Below are 14,129 nucleotides of genomic sequence, written 5' to 3' on the forward strand. Positions count from 1 at the left end.
GTTTCTATGACGTCTTTGTATCTCGCTTCCGGCTCCCCGCGCCGTCAGGAACTCCTGACGCAGCTAGGGGTCTCTTTTGAACGCATCGTGACCGGCATTGAAGAAAAACGTGCTGAGGGCGAAAGCGCTCAACAGTACGTGTCTCGCCTGGCGCGCGAGAAAGCGCAGGCGGGCGTGGCGCGTGTGCCACGCGATCTTCCCGTGCTGGGAGCAGATACCATCGTTATTCTGAACGGTGAAGTACTTGAGAAACCGCGCGACGCCGATCATGCGGCGCGCATGCTGCGCAAAATGTCCGGACATACGCATCAGGTGATGACGGCCGTCGCGCTGGCTGACAGCCAGCACGTGCTGGATTGCCTGGTGGTGACGGATGTGACGTTCAGAGTACTTACCGACGACGAGATTGCCGCTTATATTGCCAGCGGTGAACCAATGGATAAAGCAGGTGCATACGGTATTCAGGGGCTGGGTGGCTGTTTTGTCAGGAAGATTAATGGCAGCTATCACGCCGTAGTCGGCTTACCGCTGGTGGAAACGTATGAGTTGCTGAGCAATTTTAACTCACTGCGTGAGGGAAGGGATAATTATGACGGCTGAATTGTTGGTAAACGTAACGCCATCGGAAACCCGTGTGGCCTATATTGATGGTGGCATTCTTCAGGAAATTCATATTGAGCGTGAAGCGCGGCGCGGAATAGTAGGCAATATCTACAAAGGTCGTGTCAGTCGTGTACTACCGGGTATGCAGGCGGCTTTTGTAGATATTGGACTGGATAAGGCGGCGTTTTTACATGCCTCCGATATCATGCCGCACACCGAGTGCGTCGCGGGCGAAGAGCAAAAGCAGTTTGCCGTGCGCGATATTTCTGAGCTGGTACGTCAGGGACAGGATCTGATGGTGCAGGTGGTGAAAGATCCCCTCGGCACCAAAGGCGCCCGTTTGACCACCGACATCACCTTACCTTCCCGCTATCTGGTCTTTATGCCAGGCGCGTCGCACGTGGGCGTTTCGCAGCGTATTGAGAGCGAAACCGAGCGCGAGCGTCTGAAGAAAGTGGTCAGCGCCTACTGCGATGAGCAGGGTGGCTTTATCATCCGTACCGCTGCGGAAGGGATCAGCGAAGAAGATCTGGCGTCGGATGCGGCTTACCTGAAGCGCGTCTGGACCAAAGTGATGGAGCGTAAAAAACGCAACCAGACCCGCTACCAGCTCTACGGTGAGCTGGCGCTTGCTCAGCGCGTACTGCGTGACTTTGCTGATGCGCAGCTCGACCGCATTCGCGTGGACTCACGCCTGACCTATGAAGCACTGCTGGAATTTACCGCCGAGTACATCCCGGAGATGCCTAGCCTGCTGGAGCATTATTCAGGACGTCAGCCAATCTTCGATCTCTATGATGTCGAAAACGAGATCCAGCGTGCGCTGGAGCGTAAGGTCGAGCTGAAGTCGGGCGGGTATCTGATCATCGATCAGACCGAAGCGATGACCACCGTCGATATTAACACCGGCGCGTTTGTCGGCCATCGCAACCTGGATGACACCATCTTCAACACCAACATCGAAGCCACGCAGGCGATTGCGCGCCAGCTTCGTCTGCGCAATCTGGGCGGCATTATCATCATCGACTTCATCGATATGAGTAATGAAGACCATCGTCGCCGCGTGCTGCACTCGCTTGAGCAGGCGCTGAGTAAAGATCGCGTGAAAACCAGCATCAACGGCTTCTCACAGCTGGGGCTGGTGGAAATGACGCGTAAGCGCACCCGTGAAAGCGTTGAGCATGTGCTGTGTAATGAATGCCCAACCTGCCATGGACGCGGAACGGTAAAGACGGTTGAGACCGTCTGCTACGAAATTATGCGTGAAATCGTCCGTGTTCATCATGCCTACGACTCCGATCGTTTTCTGGTCTATGCTTCCCCTGCGGTGGCTGAAGCGCTGAAAGGCGAAGAGTCGCACGCGCTGGCGGAAGTGGAAATCTTTGTCGGCAAACAGGTAAAAGTACAAATTGAACCGCTCTATAACCAGGAGCAGTTTGACGTCGTGATGATGTAAGACGCAGTACGCTGCGTGACGAAAGCTGACAAGGAGAGATGCGTGAGGCGATTGCCGGGGATTTTATTGCTTACAGGGGCAACGCTGGTCGTGATTGTCGCGTTGCTCGTGAGCGGGCTACGCCTCGTATTACCGCATCTGGACAGCTGGCGTCCGCAGCTGCTGGCTAAAATCGAATCCACCACCGGCGTGCCGGTGAACGTAAGCCAGATTAGCGCTAACTGGCAGAATTTTGGCCCGACGCTCGATGTCCGGGATATCAACGCCAGCCTGAAAGATGGCGGCCACCTCAAAATCAAACGCGTGACCCTGGCGCTGGACGTCTGGCAAAGCCTGCTGCATCTGCGCTGGCAGTTTCGCGATCTCACCTTTTATCAACTCCAGTTCCTGACCAATACGCCGCTGTCCGGCGGCGATAGCGGTCAGGGTCTTGAAGCCAACCGCTTCAGCGATCTTTTCCTCCGCCAGTTCGATCATTTCGATCTACGCGACAGCGAAGTGAGCTTTATTACCCTTTCCGGCCAGCGCGCCGAACTAGCGATCCCTCAGCTGACCTGGCTCAACGGTAAAGAACGTCACCGCGCCGAGGGGCAGGTCAATCTCTCAAGCCTGAACGGCCAGCACGGCGTGATGCAGGTGCGTATGGATCTGCGGGACGACGACGGCCTGTTAAACAACGGCAAAGTCTGGCTGCAGGCCGACGATGTGGACGTGAAGCCGTGGCTGGGCGACTGGATCCAGCAAAATATGCAGCTGGAAACTGCCCGTTTCAGCCTTGAAGGCTGGCTGACCCTGACCAAAGGCGAATTTGCCAGCGGCGATATCTGGCTCAAGCAGGGGGGCGCAAGCTGGAAAGGCGAAAAACAGCAGCATCAGCTTTCCGTCGATAACCTCACCGCGCACGTGACGCAGGAGAAAGAGGGCTGGCAGTTTGCCATTCCCGATACCCGCATCACCATGGACGACAAGCCGTGGCCGCGCGGTGCGCTAACGCTGGCCTGGATGCCGGAGCAGGACGTCGGCGGCGCGGCCAGTAAACGCAGCGACGAGCTGCGCATCCGCGCCAGCAACCTCGATTTGGCTGCCATTGAAGGCCTGCGCTCGATGGCGGCAAAGATATCTCCGGACCTGGGCGAGATCTGGCTGGCAACGCAGCCGAGCGGGAAAATAGACGCCCTGGCGCTGGATATCCCGCTTCAGGCGACTGAAAAAACCCGCTTCCAGGCAGCGTGGAAAGATCTTGCCTGGAAACAGTGGAAGCTGCTGCCGGGGGCAGAGCACTTTAGCGGCAAGCTGGAAGGCAGCGTGGAAAACGGCAGGCTGACGGTTGATATGCACGACGCCAAAATGCCTTACGAGACGGTCTTCCGCGCGCCGCTGGAAATCGAACAGGGTAGCGCGGTGCTTAACTGGCTCCGTAACGACAAGGGTTTCCAGCTTGATGGCCGCCATATTGATGTGAAAGCCAAAGCGGTTCACGCGCGCGGCGATTTCCGCTATCTGCAGCCTGAAGGTGATGAGCCGTGGCTGGGCATTCTGGCCGGGATCAGCACCGATGACGGCTCTCAGGCCTGGCGCTACTTCCCGGAAAACCTGATGGGAAAAGCCCTGGTAGACTATCTCAGCGGCGCGATTCAGGGCGGTCAGGCGGACAATGCCACGCTGGTCTACGGCGGTAATCCGCATCTTTTCCCGTACAAACATAATGAAGGCCAGTTCCAGGTGCTGGTGCCGCTGCATAACGCGACCTTCGCTTTCCAGCCCGGCTGGCCCGCGCTGAAAGACCTGGATATCGAACTCAACTTCCTCAATGACGGACTATGGATGAAGTCCGACAGCGTGGCGCTGGGCGGCGTGACGGCCAGCAACCTGACGGCCAACATCCCGGACTACTCAAAAGAGAAGCTGCTGATTGATGCCGACATCAACGGTCCCGGCAAAGCGGTGGGACCGTACTTTGAGGAGACGCCGCTGAAAGAGTCGCTGGCGGCGACGCTTCAACAGCTGCAGCTTGATGGCGATGTGAATGCTCGCTTACATCTTGATATCCCGCTGGACGGGGAGATGACCACCGCCAAAGGTGACGTCCGCCTGAAGAACAATAGCCTGTTCATCAAGCCTCTTGAGAGCACGCTGAAAAATCTCAGCGGGCAGTTCAGCTTTGAGAACGGTAACCTGAAGAGCGAGCCGCTTACGGCCAGCTGGTTTAATCAGCCCGTGAATATTGACTTCACGACCACCGAGGGTGAAAAGGCTTATCAGGTGGCCGTCAATCTGGACGGTAACTGGCAGCCATCACGTATGGACGTCCTGCCGAAGCCCATTGAGAAGTCCGTAGAGGGCTCAGTCGCCTGGCAGGGTAAAGTGGCAATCGACCTGCCTTATCACGCGGGTGCCCGGTATAAGGTCGACATCACGGGCGATTTGAAAAACCTTCACAGCCAGCTGCCTGCGCCGCTGGATAAACAGTCCGGACAGCCGCTGCCGGTAAAGCTGAACGTCGATGGCAATCTGAACAGCTTCGAGCTGACCGGCAGCGCGGGTGGGACAAACCACTTCAACAGCCGCTGGCTGCTTAACCGCAAGCTCACCCTCGACAAAGCCATCTGGACAACGGATAGCCGCTCCACGCCGCCGCTGCCGGAGCAGCCGGGCATTGAGCTGAACCTCCCGCCAATGGACGGTGCAGAGTGGCTGGCGCTGTTCCAGAAAGGGGTTGGGCAAAACGTTGATGAAACCGCCCAGTTCCCGCAGGCCATTACCGTACGTACGCCGTCGCTGATGCTGGGCGGGCAGCAGTGGAACAACCTGAGCATTGTCTCGCAGCCTGGCGCTAACGGCACGAAGGTGGAGGCCCAGGGCAGAGAGATCAACGGCACGCTGACCATGCGCAATCACGCGCCGTGGCAGGCGGCGATCCGCTACCTCTACTACAACCCGGCAAGCGCCGCGAGCGGGAAAGACAAACCGGCAGAGACGTCGCCGCTGAGCCATACCTCCCGCGTCGATTTTAGCGGCTGGCCCGATCTCCAGCTGCGCTGTGCGGAGTGCTGGCTGTGGGGGCAGAAATATGGCCGTATCGACGGTGATTTCACCATCCAGGCAAATACGCTTACGCTCTCCGGCGGCCTGGTTGATACCGGCTTTGGCCGCATGACGGCCGCGGGGGAATGGGTGAATAAGCCGGGCGAGCAGCGAACGTCCCTGAAGGGCGACATTAAAGGCAACAAGCTGGACGCGGCAGCCAATTTCTTTGGTATCAGCACGCCGCTGCGCGGCTCGTCATTTGACATCGATTACGATCTTCACTGGCGTGACGCCCCGTGGAAGCCGGATGAGGCCTCGCTGAACGGCATTCTGAAAACCCACTTTGGCAAAGGTGAAATTGCCGACGTGAGCACGGGGCGAGCCGGGCAGATCCTGCGCCTGCTGAGTTTTGACGCGCTGCTGCGCAAGCTGCGCTTCGATTTCAGCGATACCTTCAGCGAAGGTTTCTACTACGATTCCATCCGCAGTACGGCGTGGATCAAGGACGGCGTTCTGCACACGGACGACACGCTGGTGGATGGCCTGGAAGCGGATATCGCCATGAAAGGCTCCGTCAACCTCGTGCGTCGCGAGCTGGATATGGAAGCCGTGGTGGCACCGGAAATTTCCGCAAGCGTGGGCGTTGCGGCGGCCTTTGTGGTGAACCCGATTGTCGGTGCGGCGGTGTTTGCCGCCAGTAAAGTGCTGGGTCCACTCTGGAGCAAGGTCTCCATTCTGCGCTACCGCATTACCGGTCCGGTAGATAAACCGCAGATTAACGAGGTGCTGCGCCAGCCGCGCAAAGAAGCACAGCAATGATTTGACGTGGGCAGGTAATTGCCTCACTCTCAATAAATACGATCTTTATACCGCCACGGGCGGCAACGAACGAGTAGCAATACGATGAGTCTGAACCTGGTAAGTGAACATTTGCTCGCAGCGAACGGCCTGAGCCATCAGGACCTGTTCTCCATTCTTGGTCAACTGACCGAACGCCGTCTCGACTACGGCGACCTTTATTTCCAGTCGAGCTATCACGAATCCTGGGTTTTAGAAGACAGCATCATCAAAGATGGCTCCTACAACATCGACCAGGGCGTCGGCGTCCGTGCCGTCAGCGGCGAGAAAACCGGTTTTGCCTATGCCGATCAGATTAGCCTCACCGCACTTGAGCAGAGCGCGCAGGCCGCGCGTACCATTGTGCGTGATACCGGCGATGGTCGCGTGAAAACCCTGGGAGAAGTGCAGCACTCTGCGCTCTATACCAGCATCGATCCGCTGCAGAGCATGAGCCGTGAAGAGAAGCTGGATATCCTGCGTCGCGTGGACAAAGTCGCCCGCGCGGCGGACAAACGCGTGCAGGAAGTTTCTGCCAGCCTGAGCGGTGTGTATGAGTTGATTCTGGTTGCGGCAACGGACGGTACCCTGGCGGCAGATGTTCGCCCGCTGGTGCGTCTCTCCATCAGCGTGCAGGTCGATGACGACGGCAAACGCGAGCGCGGCTCAAGCGGCGGCGGCGGTCGTTTCGGCTATGACTGGTTCCTGGGCGACGTTGACGGTGAAGCACGCGCTGACGCGTGGGCAAAAGAAGCCGTGCGCATGGCGCTGGTGAACCTGAATGCCGTCGCGGCGCCGGCGGGCTCATTCCCGGTGGTGCTGGGCGCTGGCTGGCCGGGCGTGCTGCTGCATGAAGCGGTGGGTCACGGTCTGGAAGGCGACTTTAACCGTCGCGGGACGTCCGTGTTCAGCGGTCAGATCGGGCAACTTGTCTCTTCGGAGCTGTGCACCGTGGTGGATGACGGCACTATGCTCGATCGCCGCGGCTCGATTTCTATCGACGATGAAGGCACTCCGGGCCAGTACAACGTGCTGATCGAAAACGGCGTGCTGAAAGGCTACATGCAGGACAAACTCAACGCGCGCCTGATGGGCGTAGCGCCGACGGGCAACGGACGCCGTGAATCTTACGCGCACCTGCCGATGCCGCGCATGACCAACACTTACATGCTGCCAGGCAAATCCACGCCGCAGGAGATTATCGAATCCGTTGATTACGGTATCTTTGCGCCAAACTTTGGCGGCGGCCAGGTGGACATCACCTCCGGTAAGTTTGTTTTCTCCACGTCAGAAGCGTATCTGATCGAGAAAGGCAAAGTGACCAAAGCGGTGAAAGGCGCGACGCTGATTGGCTCCGGTATTGAAGCCATGCAGCAGATCTCCATGGTCGGCAACGATCTGAAGCTGGATAACGGAGTGGGCGTCTGCGGTAAAGAGGGCCAGAGCCTGCCGGTTGGCGTGGGCCAGCCAACGCTGAAAGTGGACAACCTGACGGTGGGCGGCACAGCCTGACCTGACCCTGCATAAAAAAATGGCGCTACTGATGTAGCGCCTTTTTTTTAACGTAAGTTACCCAGCGGTATCTCCGGATCCGGCTCGTGGGTGATGCGGTTACGCAAGTCACGACGAATGATTTCGATCGACCAGAACCAGATCAGATGGCCCACGATCTCTGAAACGTGTTCATACCACGGCAGCTCAAACAGCGGTGGCGTCAGACCCATCAGCGGGAAGGAGATCATATGCACAAAGAGCTGAGCTAACGCACCCGCCAGCAGACCCTGCCAGAGTTTAATTTTCGGGAAGACTTCAGCAACGACACAATATCCAACAGCGAAGACGATAGAGAAGATAATATGCGTCACGCCGACCCAGTTAAATATATGTCCGGCAAATGTATAAACCGCCGCGTTAGGATCGGCCACGCCCAGCCAGTCGCGTAAAAATACATAGGGAGGGTTTAAAAAATTACGTGAACAGTCAATCTGGCTTGCGGCTCTTATTAATTGCTCAGGCCCGCATGCGCCGGTGAATAAATCGGTGGGGCTGCGTGGTGGAAGCGGCACCTCTGCTCCCCATTTGACAAACGCGGAGACAATCCCTGCAATTAAACCAATGAACGCGGCGAGTCCATAGCGCCTGCGTGAAGGCGGTGTTTGTTCAAATAGATTCATTTCTTTTCCTTGTTTAATGTCATCCTGCGAAATACATTTTATTATTCAAATCAGCAACAAATTAATAACAGCCTGAAAGGCAGGCTGTTATTAAGGTAAAGGGCAGGCGGCGGCAGTGTCAATTCGCTATTCCTGATAGTGACGAAGGAATATTCCAGAATGCAGAGGGGTTTCATCCTGGAAATATTCATCGCTCATATATTTTCAGCGTTAAATTGACTATTCCTTCCTTCTTCCCCGCATCCCCTGAAACAGCTCCGCCACGTCCACAAAATACTCGGTCAGATAGTTAATACACACCTGTACCTTGAGCGGGAGTTTGTCTTTTTCGGTATACAGGGCGTAGACCGGACGCGGATCGGACTGGTAGCGCGGGAAGAGGATCTCCAGCACGCCGCTGTTGATCTCGTTGATCACCCACATTAACGGCACGTAGGCGATCCCGGCACCGGCCACCAGCCAGCGCGAAATTGTCATTGGATCGTTGGTGACAAACCGCCCTTCCGGCAGCAGTTTGGTGGAGATCCCTTCCGGGGCAATCAGCTCGAATTCATTATCGGGCCGCACGCTGTATTCCAGCCACGAGTGGTTGGTGAGATCGGCGGGCTTCTCCGGAACGCCGTACTGCGCCAGATAGCTTTTCGATGCACAGACCACCATCGGCATGCTGCCCAGCCTGCGCGAGAACAGGCTGGAATCCTGCAACGCGCCGACGCGGATCACCACGTCCAGGCCGTCGGCAATCAGGTCCGGCGCCGGGATACCCGTCACCAGATTGACGGTCAGCCCAGGGTACTCTTTCAGCATTTCCGCCGTCATGGCAGCGAGAACATTTTGTGCCATAGTTGAAGAACAACCGATGCGCAGCGTGCCGATGGGGGTGTTATTGAAGGCATAGAGCTGTTCGTGAACATCCTGCACTTCAAGCAGCATGCGGCGACAGCCCTGATAGTAAATTTTACCCGCTTCCGTCAGCCCAATGCTGCGGGTACTGCGGTTGAGCAGCTTGACCTGAAGCTCATCTTCCAGTTTGGACACCGTCTGGCTGATGGATGAGACGCTCATCTGAAGCTGGCGTGCAGCGGCGGTAAACGAGCCCAGCTCAACCACTTTGGCAAAGACCGACATGCGTTTTAAACGTTCCATTGTTCACTCTGGCTTAAAAGTGATTTAGATCACATATTATAGATAACAGCATAACAGTTACGTTAATATATTATTAATTACATAACGGCTTCGCCATTCTCGCCCGGCGTTTCTTGCTCTCCTGCGGTGGCGTGCGCTTAAAAATTCTGAAGCCTGCACTCTCTCTTATCAAGGTCAACATGAGTCTGTTTCCCGTTATCGTGGTGTTCGGTCTGTCGTTCCCACCGATATTTTTCGAGCTTCTTTTATCACTGGCGATCTTCTGGCTGGTGCGCAAGGTGCTGGTCCCTACCGGGATCTACGATTTCGTCTGGCACCCTGCATTGTTCAATACCGCGCTGTATTGCTGCCTGTTTTACCTGATATCGCGCATGTTTGTCTGAGGTTGATGTGAAAACGCTAACAAGAAAAATCTCCCGCACTGCCATCACGATGGCGCTGGTTATCCTCGCCTTCATCGCTATTTTCCGCGCCTGGGTTTATTACACCGAATCACCGTGGACGCGTGATGCACGCTTCAGCGCCGATGTGGTGGCAATAGCCCCTGACGTGGCCGGTCTTATCACGGCGGTCAACGTCCATGACAACCAGCTGGTGAAGAAAGATCAGGTCCTGTTCACCATCGACCAGCCTCGTTACCAGAAAGCGCTGGAAGAGGCGGAGGCGGACGTGGCCTATTACCAGGCGCTGGCTGCGGAGAAACGCCGCGAGGCAGGCCGCCGTAATCAGCTGGGCGTTCAGGCAATGTCCCGCGAAGAGATTGACCAGTCCAACAACGTGCTGCAAACCGTGCTGCACCAGCTGGCGAAAGCGCAAGCAACGCGCGATCTGGCGAAGCTCGATCTGGAGCGCACCGTGATCCGCGCGCCGTCCGATGGCTGGGTGACCAACCTGAACGTCTATGCCGGAGAATTCATTACCCGTGGCTCAACCGCCGTGGCGCTGGTTAAACAGAACTCCTTCTACGTGCTCGCCTATATGGAAGAGACCAAGCTGGAAGGCGTGCGTCCGGGCTTCCGGGCGGAAATTACGCCGCTGGGTAGTAACCGCGTCTTTAAAGGCACCGTCGACAGCGTTGCCGCAGGGGTGACTAACTCCAGCAGTTCTAACGATACCAAAGGGATGGCGACGGTAGATTCCAACCTGGAGTGGGTGCGTCTGGCCCAGCGCGTGCCGGTGCGCATTCACCTTGACGAACAGCAGGGAAATCTGTGGCCTGCGGGTACCACGGCGACGGTAGTGATTACCGGTGAAAAGGACCGGGATGCCAGCCAGGACTCGTTCTTCCGTAAAATTGCCCACCGCCTGCGCGAGTTTGGTTAATCGCCATGGGTATCTTTTCCATCGCCAGCCAGCACATTCGCTTCGCCGTGAAGCTGGCGTGCGCCATTGTGCTGGCGCTGTTTGTCGGCTTCCACTTCCAGCTTGAAACCCCTCGCTGGGCGGTATTAACGGCCGCCATTGTCGCGGCGGGTCCTGCCTTCGCCGCGGGCGGGGAGCCCTATTCTGGCGCGATCCGCTATCGCGGGATGCTGCGTATCATCGGGACGTTTATCGGCTGTTTCGCGGCGCTGACCATTATTATTTTGATGATCCGCACCCCGCTGCTGATGCTGATGGTCTGCTGTATCTGGGCGGGTTTCTGCACCTGGATCTCGTCTCTGGTGAAAGTGGAGAACTCCTACGCCTGGGGGCTGGCGGGCTATACCGCGCTGATTATTATCATCACCATTCAGTCTGAACCGCTGCTCGCCCCGCAGTTTGCCGTTGAGCGCTGCAGCGAGATTGTGATTGGTATTGTTAGTGCGATCGTCGCTGACCTGCTTTTCTCCCCGCGCTCCATCAAGCAGGAAGTCGACCTTGAGCTTGACGCGCTGATTGTTGCCCAGTATCAGCTGATGCAGCTCTGCATTAAGCATGGCGACAGCGAGGAGGTGGATAAAGCCTGGAGCGGCCTGGTACGTCGTACCCAGGCCCTGGAAGGGATGCGCAGCAACCTTAACATGGAGTCCTCGCGCTGGGCTCGTGCGAATCGTCGCCTGAAAGCCCTCAACACCGTCTCTCTGACGCTGATTACCCAGGCATGTGAAACCTATCTGATTCAGAACACCCGGCCGGAAGCGGTCACCGACACGTTCCGCGAACTGTTTGCCGAGCCGGTGGAAACCGTGCAGGACGTGCACAAGCAGCTTAAGCGCATGCGCCGTGTCATAGCCTGGACAGGCGAGCGCGACACGCCGGTAACGATTTACACCTGGGTCGGCGCCGCGACGCGCTACCTGTTGCTGAAGCGCGGAGTGATCGGCAACACCAAAATCAGCGCGGCGGAAGAAGAGGTGCTGCAGGGGGAAGTGGTGATCAAGGCCGAATCCGCCGAGCGCCATCACGCCATGGTCAACTTCTGGCGTACGACGCTTGCCTGCATGCTCGGCACGCTGTTCTGGCTGTGGACGGGCTGGACGTCCGGCAGCGGCGCGATGGTGATGATTGCCGTCGTGACCGCACTGGCGATGCGTCTGCCTAACCCGCGTATGGTCGCCATTGATTTCCTCTACGGCACCATTGCCGCCCTGCCGATAGGCGCGCTCTATTTCCTGGTCATCATCCCGTCGACGCAACAGAGCATGCTGCTGCTCTGTATTAGCCTGGCGGTAATGGCGTTCTTTATCGGCATTGAAGTACAAAAGCGGCGCCTGGGATCGCTGGGGGCGCTGGCGAGTACGATTAACATCATCGTGCTCGATAACCCGATGACCTTCCATTTCAGCCAGTTCCTGGACAGCGCGTTAGGTCAGCTGGTGGGCTGTTTCCTGGCCATGATGGTGATACTTCTGGTTCGGGATAACTCGCAGGCAAGAACGGGCCGCGTGCTGTTAAACCAGTTCGTGTCGGCTGCCGTGTCGTCGATGACAACCAATACCGCGCGCCGTAAAGAGAACCACCTGCCCGCGCTCTACCAGCAGCTGTTTTTACTGCTGAACAAGTTCCCGGGCGATATCGCGAAGTTCCGCCTGGCGTTAACCATGATCATCGCGCACCAGCGTCTGCGTAACGCGCCCGTGCCGATCAACGACGATCTGTCGGCCTGGCACCGCCAGCTGCGTCGTACCGCCGATCACGTGCTTTCCGCCAGCAGCGATGACAAACGGCGTCGTTACTTTACGCAACTGCTTGAAGAACTCGATATCTACCAGGAGAAGCTCAAGCACTGGGAAGCACCGCCTCAGGTGACCGAGCCGGTAGGACGGCTGGTGTTTATGCTGCATCGCTACCAGAATGCCCTCACGGATAACTGACTGAAGTAAAAAAACCGACGCCAAAAGCGTCGGTTTTTTTGTGGCTATACTTATTCCAGCACGTTCTTACATTTCAGAAAGGGAGAACACATGACGACGCAGGCGCTTCAGGACCACATCCTTTTTCAGACCGGTTATCTGGTCAACGGAATCTGGAAAACGCTGGATACAACCTTTGATGTGCTGAACCCCGCGACCGGAGAGGTCATTGCTAAAGTTGCAAAAGCGGGTAAAGCGCAAACCGAAGACGCTATCGCAGCGGCTACCCAGGCCTTCCCGGCATGGCGTGCCAAAACCGCGAAAGAACGCTCGGCCATTCTCTACCGCTGGTATGAACTGATTATTGAGAATAAAAGCTGGCTCGGGCGGTTAATGACCACCGAACAGGGCAAACCCCTGAAAGAGGCGGAGGGAGAAGTCGAGTACGCCGCCAGCTTTATCCAGTGGTTTGCCGAAGAGGCCAAACGCGCGAACGGTGAAATTATTCCGCCGATCAAACCCGGCTCACGCATTCTGGCGACCCGTGAACCCATTGGCGTGGTCGCGGCGATTACGCCGTGGAACTTCCCGATGGCCATGCTCACCCGCAAGTTGGGCCCGGCGCTGGCCGCGGGATGTACCGGGGTGATCAAACCGGCCAACAACACGCCGCTCAGCGCCTTTGCGCTGCTTACGCTGGCGAAACAGGCCGGTGTGCCCGACGGGGTTCTCAACGCCGTGGCCGGGAATACGCATGAAATCAGCGATGCGATCATGGTCAGCCGCGACGTGCGTAAAATCTCCTTTACCGGTTCAACCTCCGTCGGCAAAACGCTGGTGCGTAACGCCGCAGAAACCATGAAAAAAGTCTCGATGGAGCTGGGGGGAAATGCCCCGTATATCGTTTTTGAGGATGCGGACATCGACGCAGCGGTTAAGGGGGCGATCGCCAACAAGTTCCGTAATGCCGGGCAGGTCTGCGTCAGCGTGAACCGTTTTTATATTCAGGAAACCGTCTACGACAAATTTGTGAATAAACTTGCCGATGCGGTGAATGCGCTGAAGGTGGGGAATGGTCTTGAGGAGGGAGTGGTCGTCGGGCCGCTGATTGAATCTTCTGCGGTCAACAAGGTGCGTGAGCATGTCGACGATGCCGTTGCCCGGGGCGCAACCGTACTGGCTGGAGGTAAGCCCCATCCGCTTGGCGGGAATTTCTGGATGCCAACCGTGCTGGGCGACTGCCATGAAGGCATGAAGCTGGCAGAAGAAGAGACGTTTGGCCCGGTGGCGGCGTGCTTCCGCTTTACCTCGGAAGATGAAGTCATCCAGCGTGCCAACAATACGCCGTATGGGCTGGCGGCTTACTTCTATACCCAGAACCTCTCACGGGTCTTCCGCGTTTCGCAGGCCATCGAAAGCGGGATGATCGGTATTAACGAGTGTGCCGTCTCCACGGAGCTGGGGCCTTTTGGCGGCGTGAAAGAGTCAGGCCTTGGACGAGAGGGCTCCGTGCTGGGGCTGGAAGAATATCTGGAAGTTAAAACCCTGCATATTGGGGGATTATAATAGACAGGGCGGCATCTGCCGCTCGCCTGGACTGGGTGGCTGGCA

The 14,129-nt window shown here is 57.2% G+C and carries 10 protein-coding genes; 8 read left to right on the top strand and 2 right to left on the bottom strand.

Annotation, left to right across the window (positions count from 1 at the left end; genetic code table 11):
• Positions 1-6 precede the first annotated feature (6 nt).
• The 4 genes from V4835_RS02605 (at position 7) to tldD (ending at position 7,435) form a co-directional block, all read left to right on the top strand.
• Positions 7-600: a Maf family protein gene (locus V4835_RS02605; RefSeq protein ID WP_331411129.1), complete on the top strand. Its 594-nt coding sequence runs from the start codon at positions 7-9 to the stop codon at positions 598-600.
• Positions 590-2,059 (top strand): ribonuclease G, encoded by a 1,470-nt coding sequence (rng, locus tag V4835_RS02610; RefSeq protein WP_331411130.1) that lies wholly within the window; start codon positions 590-592, stop codon positions 2,057-2,059. Before V4835_RS02605 ends, rng begins: the two co-directional genes overlap by 11 nt.
• 42 nt (positions 2,060-2,101) lie before the next feature.
• On the top strand, positions 2,102-5,905 hold the full coding sequence (gene yhdP / locus V4835_RS02615) for an AsmA2 domain-containing protein YhdP (protein WP_331411131.1): 3,804 nt from the start codon (positions 2,102-2,104) through the stop codon (positions 5,903-5,905).
• An 84-nt stretch (positions 5,906-5,989) separates the two neighbouring features.
• The gene (gene tldD, locus V4835_RS02620) at positions 5,990-7,435 is read left to right on the top strand and encodes a metalloprotease TldD (protein ID WP_196367259.1); all 1,446 of its coding nucleotides are present in this window, start codon (positions 5,990-5,992) and stop codon (positions 7,433-7,435) included.
• 47 nt (positions 7,436-7,482) lie between these two features.
• Here the strand turns inward: tldD and V4835_RS02625 are convergent, their stop codons facing one another.
• Positions 7,483-8,097 (bottom strand): YagU family protein, encoded by a 615-nt coding sequence (locus V4835_RS02625; protein ID WP_063143600.1) that lies wholly within the window; start codon positions 8,095-8,097, stop codon positions 7,483-7,485.
• Between the two features lie 219 nt (positions 8,098-8,316).
• Positions 8,317-9,243, bottom strand: coding sequence for an HTH-type transcriptional activator AaeR (gene aaeR / locus V4835_RS02630; RefSeq protein ID WP_063143599.1), 927 nt, complete (start codon positions 9,241-9,243; stop codon positions 8,317-8,319).
• A gap of 179 nt (positions 9,244-9,422) precedes the next feature.
• On the opposite strand from aaeR, the gene aaeX reads away from it, so the two are divergent.
• The 4 genes from aaeX (at position 9,423) to V4835_RS02650 (ending at position 14,084) form a co-directional block, all read left to right on the top strand.
• A complete protein-coding gene (gene aaeX, locus V4835_RS02635; RefSeq protein WP_003860416.1) occupies positions 9,423-9,626 on the top strand; it encodes a p-hydroxybenzoic acid efflux pump operon protein AaeX in 204 nt (67 codons plus the stop codon).
• Positions 9,627-9,633: 7 nt separating this feature from the next.
• Entirely contained in the window at positions 9,634-10,566 is a 933-nt protein-coding gene (gene aaeA / locus V4835_RS02640) for a p-hydroxybenzoic acid efflux pump subunit AaeA (protein WP_063143621.1), read from the top strand.
• 5 nt (positions 10,567-10,571) lie between these two features.
• A complete protein-coding gene (aaeB, locus tag V4835_RS02645) occupies positions 10,572-12,539 on the top strand; it encodes a p-hydroxybenzoic acid efflux pump subunit AaeB (protein WP_331411132.1) in 1,968 nt (655 codons plus the stop codon).
• Positions 12,540-12,629: 90 nt separating this feature from the next.
• Entirely contained in the window at positions 12,630-14,084 is a 1,455-nt protein-coding gene (locus V4835_RS02650) for an NAD-dependent succinate-semialdehyde dehydrogenase (protein WP_331411133.1), read from the top strand.
• Positions 14,085-14,129 lie beyond the last annotated feature (45 nt).

This window comes from Enterobacter cloacae complex sp. CARB60, assembly GCF_036487345.1.
Taxonomy (GTDB): Bacteria; Pseudomonadota; Gammaproteobacteria; order Enterobacterales; family Enterobacteriaceae; genus Enterobacter; species Enterobacter asburiae_D.

Coding starts and splice junctions, on each gene's coding strand:
- V4835_RS02625 (WP_063143600.1), bottom strand. CDS start 8,097: ATGAATCTATTTGAACAAACACCGCCTTCACGCAGGCGCTATGGACTC.
- tldD (WP_196367259.1), top strand. CDS start 5,990: ATGAGTCTGAACCTGGTAAGTGAACATTTGCTCGCAGCGAACGGCCTG.
- V4835_RS02605 (WP_331411129.1), top strand. CDS start 7: ATGACGTCTTTGTATCTCGCTTCCGGCTCCCCGCGCCGTCAGGAACTC.
- V4835_RS02650 (WP_331411133.1), top strand. CDS start 12,630: ATGACGACGCAGGCGCTTCAGGACCACATCCTTTTTCAGACCGGTTAT.
- rng (WP_331411130.1), top strand. CDS start 590: ATGACGGCTGAATTGTTGGTAAACGTAACGCCATCGGAAACCCGTGTG.
- aaeX (WP_003860416.1), top strand. CDS start 9,423: ATGAGTCTGTTTCCCGTTATCGTGGTGTTCGGTCTGTCGTTCCCACCG.
- aaeR (WP_063143599.1), bottom strand. CDS start 9,243: ATGGAACGTTTAAAACGCATGTCGGTCTTTGCCAAAGTGGTTGAGCTG.
- aaeB (WP_331411132.1), top strand. CDS start 10,572: ATGGGTATCTTTTCCATCGCCAGCCAGCACATTCGCTTCGCCGTGAAG.